Here is a 6,736-nt window from a genome sequence, read left to right on the forward strand (position 1 = left end):
AACTAACTGTCCTTATTTTTTTCGGGATCGACGGGCTTGTTGGCGGGGCTTTTGGCGGGGCGACCCATCACGCGCTTGCGGGTGCCGGCCGTAGTCGTTTTTGACTTGGTGGCACGGGCAGGTTTTTTGGCAGCGGGTTTCCGAGCGGTGGTAGTTTTGGGGGTAGTAGTAGCTTTCGGCTTGGAGGGAGCTGCCTTTGCCGCTGTCTCTTCCAATGCTTCCTTCATCGTCTCGGTGGTGTCGGCGGAGGCTTCACGGGCGGCGGTTTGCGAGTCGAGTTCCAGTTTGCGGGCTTCCTTGGTTTCCTTATCCGCTGCACCCTTGGTATCGACCGAATCGGCCTTAGGCTTCTTGGACTTACCGACCTTCTTGGCTTTGCTGACTTTTTTCTCGCTCTTCTTTCCAGCTTTTTTAGTTGCCTTCTCCGCCTTTTTGGCTTCCTTATCCGCCTGCTTATTTTGTTTGTCAATGAGCTTGCTGACTTTCTTTGCCAACTTCTCGGCTGTCTTTTCAACGGACTTCTTCAGTTTTTTAGAATCCGTGGTCAGCTCGTTCAGTTTCTCCTCCAGCGTTTGGGCGATTTCGGACGTTAGTTTTTTGGTTTTTTCTTTCATGAGGTAGTTTTTAGAAGAATTGGGTAGTGGTTGAGCAGCACCCGTATAATAAAAAAATCTACAAATACTTACGATTTTTTTCGCAAGAACAAAAATAATCGCATTATTCTTATGTTAAGTTTTTTTCGATGAACTTCCAAAGTACAATTCCTGCCGACACTGACACGTTAAAAGAGTGCTTCGTGCCAAACTGCGGAATCTCCACGCAAACATCCACCAGAGCCATGATTTCCTCGCTAACCCCCGCCACCTCATTGCCAAAAATGAAAGCGTATTTTTCGCCTTTGATCGGAGCGAAGTTTTGCAAAGCGACGCTGTCGTGCGCCTGTTCAACGGCGACGAGTGTGTAGGCCTCGTCTTTGAGTTTTGTGACCAGAGTTAAAACGTCGTCGGCCTTTTCCCAGGCCACAGCCAATTCGGCGCCGATAGCACTTTTGGTAATTTCACGGTGGGGTGGGGTAGGAGTGAAGCCGCCCAAATATATTTTTTCGGCCCGAAAAGCGTCGGCCGTGCGAAAGAACGAGCCGACGTTGTTGAGGCTGCGGATATTTTCCAGAATAATCACGTAGGGGAATTTTTCGGAGGTTTGGAATCCTTCTACTGAGAGACGGTTCATTTCCTCCATCGAGCGTTTTTTCATACTACCATTTGTTGTAAAAAGTGTTCCAAAGATTAAAGTAGGTAGATTGTGAATGTCAGCGTTTTTTACCAAAATACAAACCTCCGATTATCCACCAAGAATCCATCCATCGACCATGAAAACAAAGCTCCTATTCTGTGTGGCCCTAACCCTTATCGGTTTTACGGGCTGGGCGCAAACCAGCGAAACGATCCGCGTCAAGTCGGACCAGCAACTTTCGGTCAGCGACAAGTACCTCTATCCGCAGTTCACTACCGGAACGGTGCAGTACCGGGATGGCCGTACGGTCTCGGCAAAGCTCAACTTCAACCTGCTGCTGCGGGAGATGCAGTTCGTCAACCCGCCCCGCATGGACACGCTTACCCTTGATCAGGAATACACCATCCGGCACATCGCGATTAATGAAGATAAGTTCGTCCACGATCCCAAAACGGGATTCATGAAAGTGTTGGGCGATTACGGCGCAACGAAACTTGTAGCGGCGCAATCGCTGCAAGTGGGTAATGTGGATAAGGAAGGCGGTTATGGTCAGTCGTCGGGCGTGTCGTCGATCAAATCGGTCAATAACCTGCCGACCGACAATGGCTCCATCGCCCGCCTAAGCATGAAGGGCGATGTGGTGTATTCCCGCCGGGAAAGCTTTTTTCTGGTGGACGACAACGGAGTGGCTTACCCCGCCAACCGGAAGTCGGTGCTAAAACTTTACGCCAAACGGAAAAATGAAATCAACGATTACATCAAGGAAAATTCCGTTCAGTTTAGCGATGCAGCCGATCTGAAAAAAATACTGGAATTTAGTCAGGGGCTAAATTGATAGTCCGGCGAAACGATGAAGCCTTTTATTTTAGAAGATAGACCACGCCCCTTTTGTTAAGGTACTTACCGCTGCGATCCAGATACCGAACAGTGTAGGCGTAGCTGCCAACGGGTAGATTTTGGCTCTTGAACTTGCCATCCCAGGATATGGCGGGGTCTTTACTGTGGAAGATCGCCAAGCCCCATTTGTTATAAATTGTTATTTCAAATTCAGAGGCAATCACACCTTTAACTTCCAGCAAGTCGTTGATTTCGTCACCATTGGGCGAAAAGGCATCAGGCAAATAGAAAGGTGGACGTACCTCACAATCGTCCGGCGGTACGGTGAAGCACCTTTTTAAAGAATAAAAAGTAAATCCTTCGTAGCTGACCACGAGTTGGTAGCAGACCTCTTTGCCGCAGATAAATTCTCGATCTACTAAGGAACCAAAAGTACCCGAACTGGTCACGTCTTTCCAATCCAGGCCATCTTTTTGAATAACTGCCCTGGTGCCCGGTGGACGGTAGTCTATTTTCCAGGAAACCGTATTTTCGTCCTTGGTTCCCTCCACTTTAAAATCCGACGCGCAGATGGGCCGCGAACGCAGTTCGGACAGGCAGGAGTCGGCGGGTTGCAACCGAAAACAGGCGCGGTCGGGTAGTTCTAAAGTACTGGTGACGGACTTCTGATTCTTGTCCAGTTTTTGTCCATTCGGGTCAAAAACACCGTTCGCGCTACCCTTTTGCAAGAGCAACTCCACCGCCAACGAATCTCGAATCTGCAAATCCAGCTTCGTTTCATCGCGCATTCGGGCTTCGGTGATGGCAGGCGGTTCCAGATTCTCGGGTACCACGAAGGTCAGTCGCGTGACGGTTCCCCGGCATTGACCCGGCGTGTGCACACCCCGCACCCTGATACCGTAAGACTTGGGAGCAGCGTACTTGTAGTATATTTTCTGACCGAAGCCGGGATAACCCTTGATCTCGGTATCGCCCCAGTCCACTTGATAAGTGGGGTAAACCGTTGGCTGTTTGGGGTCGAACACCAATTGTACCGCGCCATTGGCGCAGGAAATAGCCTCAACTACCGGGGCCAGCGTATCAGTTACGCGGACGTTGGTGCAGGCCAGGTACTTCTGGCCGTCCTTTTCCGAAAACTGGACAATCGTGTAAAAACCCGGTTTGGAATATACGTGAATGCTATCGGCGGTCAGACTGTCGGGATTGACAGCCCCGCCCCGGTAGTCGAACACGTGGCGAGTACTGGTGGCATCCTTTATATCGTTGCGTACGGCCACATTAAGCGGCAGACAACCGCTCAACGTAGTTGAAACGGCACCCGTTTTGATAGTGGGGTCGGCGAGAGCGGCGCATTGTCCCACGGCCCGAACGGCCCACAATTGTAAAATGAGGATAAGGAAAATAGGAGAATAGGCCGTCAGCTTGCTTTTCATAACAGAGCGCAAACAATATTGCGCATGAATCATAAACGTAACAAAGGCGTGGCCCGGATGTTTTTTACCACGATTTGGAAAATTTCCCAAAGATCGGCAACTTACGCAGCGATCACTATTTCAGTATCTTATCTAACATAAAATTTCCGAATAATAAACTTTAAATGACCATGAGTACTTCACGCAGAGACATCCTGAAACTGGCGGGTGTGGCCTTGGCGGGCAGCACGTTCCCCTCCATCATCATTCCTAACCGCGCCTTCGCGGGGGTTAACAGCGAAACCCTGAAGGTAGGCCTGATTGGCTGCGGCGGGCGCGGCTCGGGGGCGGCCAAGCAGGCTATGAATGCCGATCCCAATGTAGTGTTGCACGCCATGGGCGATATTTTCCGCGACCGCCTCGATTCCTCACTGGAAGCCCTCACTAAGGCCGTGGGCGACAAGGTCAAAGTGGATGAGGGCCACAAGTTTGTCGGCTTCGATGCTTTTCAGAAGGTAATCGACTCCGGCGTGGACGTTGTGATCCTGACTACCCCGCCGCATTTCCGGCCCGAGCACCTGACCGCGGCTGTAAAGGCTGGCAAGCACGTGTTCTGCGAAAAACCTGTGGCTGTTGATACCCCCGGTATTAAAGTAGTCCTGGAAGCGGCCAAAATGGCCAAAGAGAAAAACCTTTCCCTGGTTTCGGGCTTGTGCTGGCGTTTTCATGAGCCGAAGCGGGCGGCCTTTTCCAAGATTCGGGAGGGTGCCATCGGCGATGTCATGGCTGTTTATAACACCTACAATACGGAAAACCTCTGGTCGTTCCCGCGCCAACCGGGCTGGACGGACATGGAGTACGTTCTCCGCAACTGGACCTATTACACCTGGCTGGCAGGCGACCACATCGTGGAGCAAGCCGTGCATAGTCTCGACATGATGTCATGGGCATTGGGCGACGTAAAGCCCCTTAGTGCCGTCGGCACAGGAGGACGGCAGGTGCGCGTCGATCCGCTGTTCGGCAACATCTTTGACCACTTCGCCATCACTTACGAGTATCCCAACGGCGTAAAGGGTTTCCACATGTCGCGGCAACAGATCAACACCGAGCGCAGCTACGCCGTGGAAAGTTTTGGTACCAAAGGAAAGGCCTACGTGAACTGTTCGCGCAATGTCCACGAGATCGAAGGAGCCAACCCCTGGAAATATTCGGGCAAGATGAACGATATGTACCAGACCGAACACGATGAGTTATTCGCCTCGATCCGCAACAGCAAGCCCATCAACAACGGGGAGTGGATGTCGCAAAGTACGATGCTGGCCATCATGGGACGCATGGCTGCTTACACGGGCAAACAAATCACCTGGGAGGATGCCATGAATTCCACCGAGGATCTGGCTCCTGATTCGTTCGACTTTAAGTCTACGCCTCCCGAGAGCGTTGTGGCCAAGCCGGGCATTACACCGTTTAGCTAGATTATGGATAGAAGAATTTTTCTAAGAAACAGCGCGCTGGCGGCATCGGCCGTGTCTTTGGTTCTTTCCGGTGTAGCTAATGCAACTACCGCATTGCCCGCCCGCCCAATGACGAAGAAGAGCCTGAAATGGGGCATGGTCAAGGGCGACATGTCCATCATGGACAAGTTCAAGATGCTGAAAGAGCTGGGCTACGATGGTGTGGAACTGGATTCACCCCACGACCTTGACCACAAGGAAATCCTGGCTGCCCGTGACAAAACCGGACTCGAACTACCCGGCGTGGTCAACTCGGTACATTGGAAATCACCGCTCTCCTCCGCCGATCCCAAGGTGCGGGCGACTTGTGTGGAGTCCATGAAAACCGCCCTGAACGACTGCAAGATGTACGGCGGCACCACGGTGCTGCTGGTACCCGCCGTAGTCAACGCTGAAACTAGCTATAAGGACGCCTACGAGCGTTCGCAAGCCGAGATTCGAAAACTACTACCTACGGCAGAGAAAACGGGTGTGAAAATCGCTTTGGAAAATGTCTGGAATAATTTCCTGCTAAGTCCAATGGAAGCCGCGCGTTACGTGGACGAAATCGACCACCCGCTGGTGGGCTGGTACTTTGATGTTGGTAACATTGTGCGCTACGGTTGGCCAGAGCATTGGATCGAGGTGCTAGATAAGCGCATCATGAAGCTAGACATCAAGGAATACAGCCGCAAGAAGCAATCCGATGAAGGCATCTGGAAAGGTTTCCAGGTTGAAATTATGGAAGGGGACTGCAACTGGCCCGCCGTGAACAAAGCTCTGGCGGACATCGGCTACTCGGGCTGGGCTTCCGCCGAGGTAGGCGGCGGTGACCGCGAGCGGCTGGCGGAAGTAAGTAAACGGATGGATCGGGTTTTTGCGGCTTAACCTTTTTCTGCAACTGCCTTCTTGCAACGCTGACAGTCTTTTGAAGGCTGTCAGCATTTTTATGTGGGTAGTAGTAAGCTGGTTTTATCTTTTGATAGCGTTGTAAGGTACATGACGGAAATATAACGTCCTTTTGTCAAAGAATTCCCAAAACTAAAAGCAAATCCTTTATTTCATGAAACATACCACCCGCAAAGAATTCCTCCAAGATCTCTCGCTGCTGGCGGCGGCTTCGTTGCTGCCCGGCCTTTCCTTCGCCGAAGTCGAGTTTTTAAAAAAATCAAAAATGAAACTCGGCCTGGTTACCTATCTGTGGGGCAAAGATTGGGACGTACCGACCCTCATCGAGAACTGCGCCAAAACGGGCATCGGCGGGGTAGAATTACGCGTGGATCATGCCCATAAGGTAATGCCCGACATTTCGGCAGCCCGGCGGCAGGAAGTGAAGAAAATGTTCGCCGATAGCCCTGTGGAGATTGTGGGCACGGGTACGAACGAACAGTATGATTCGCCCGACCCTGCCAAGCTGAAAGCGAACATGGATCGTACCAAGGAATTCATTAAGCTGAGTGCCGACATCGGGGGTACAGGCGTAAAGGTGAAGCCTAACCAATTCCATAAAGACGTACCGCACGAAAAAACATTGGCACAAATCGGCCAATCACTAAGTGAACTCGGTAAATACGCTGCCGACTTCGGGCAGATAATCCGGCTGGAAGTCCACGGCAACGGCACCCAGGAACTACCCAATATCAAGACGATCATGGATCACTGCGAAAACCGCAACGCCACTGTTTGCTGGAACTGTAACCAGGAAGACCTCATCGGGCAGGGTTTGGAATACAACTTCAACCTCGTGAAAGATCGCTTCGG

Annotated in this window: 7 protein-coding genes; 4 read left to right on the plus strand and 3 right to left on the minus strand. The window is 51.5% G+C overall.

Translation table 11 applies throughout. The annotated features are described in order from the left end of the window. Positions 1 to 2 precede the first annotated feature (2 nt). Both ACEW8P_RS22260 and ACEW8P_RS22265 read right to left on the minus strand, forming a co-directional pair. Positions 3 to 614, minus strand: a complete 612-nt coding sequence (locus ACEW8P_RS22260; RefSeq protein WP_373515269.1) for a hypothetical protein — start codon at positions 612 to 614, stop codon at positions 3 to 5. Positions 615 to 723: 109 nt separating this feature from the next. Beyond that, a complete protein-coding gene (locus ACEW8P_RS22265; RefSeq protein WP_373515270.1) occupies positions 724 to 1,254 on the minus strand; it encodes an RNA methyltransferase in 531 nt (176 codons plus the stop codon). Positions 1,255 to 1,369: 115 nt separating this feature from the next. Between ACEW8P_RS22265 and ACEW8P_RS22270 the strand changes: the two genes are divergently transcribed. Beyond that, positions 1,370 to 2,068 carry a hypothetical protein gene (locus ACEW8P_RS22270; protein ID WP_373515271.1) on the plus strand — a complete coding sequence of 233 codons (699 nt, stop codon included), beginning with the start codon at positions 1,370 to 1,372 and terminating at the stop codon, positions 2,066 to 2,068. Between the two features lie 25 nt (positions 2,069 to 2,093). Here the strand turns inward: ACEW8P_RS22270 and ACEW8P_RS22275 are convergent, their stop codons facing one another. Beyond that, positions 2,094 to 3,503, minus strand: a complete 1,410-nt coding sequence (locus ACEW8P_RS22275; RefSeq protein WP_373515272.1) for a gliding motility-associated C-terminal domain-containing protein — start codon at positions 3,501 to 3,503, stop codon at positions 2,094 to 2,096. 170 nt (positions 3,504 to 3,673) lie between these two features. Between ACEW8P_RS22275 and ACEW8P_RS22280 the strand changes: the two genes are divergently transcribed. The 3 genes from ACEW8P_RS22280 to ACEW8P_RS22290 all read left to right on the plus strand — a co-directional run. After that, positions 3,674 to 4,957, plus strand: coding sequence for a Gfo/Idh/MocA family protein (locus ACEW8P_RS22280; RefSeq protein ID WP_373515273.1), 1,284 nt, complete (start codon positions 3,674 to 3,676; stop codon positions 4,955 to 4,957). Positions 4,958 to 4,960: 3 nt separating this feature from the next. Next, positions 4,961 to 5,863 (plus strand): sugar phosphate isomerase/epimerase family protein, encoded by a 903-nt coding sequence (locus tag ACEW8P_RS22285; protein WP_373515274.1) that lies wholly within the window; start codon positions 4,961 to 4,963, stop codon positions 5,861 to 5,863. A gap of 175 nt (positions 5,864 to 6,038) precedes the next feature. Further along, a partial coding sequence (locus ACEW8P_RS22290; protein WP_373515275.1) for a sugar phosphate isomerase/epimerase family protein occupies positions 6,039 to 6,736 on the plus strand: 698 nt, incomplete at its 3' end.

Origin of the sequence: Persicitalea sp. (genome assembly GCF_041751555.1) — a bacterium.
Lineage (GTDB): Bacteria > Bacteroidota > Bacteroidia > Cytophagales > Spirosomataceae > Persicitalea.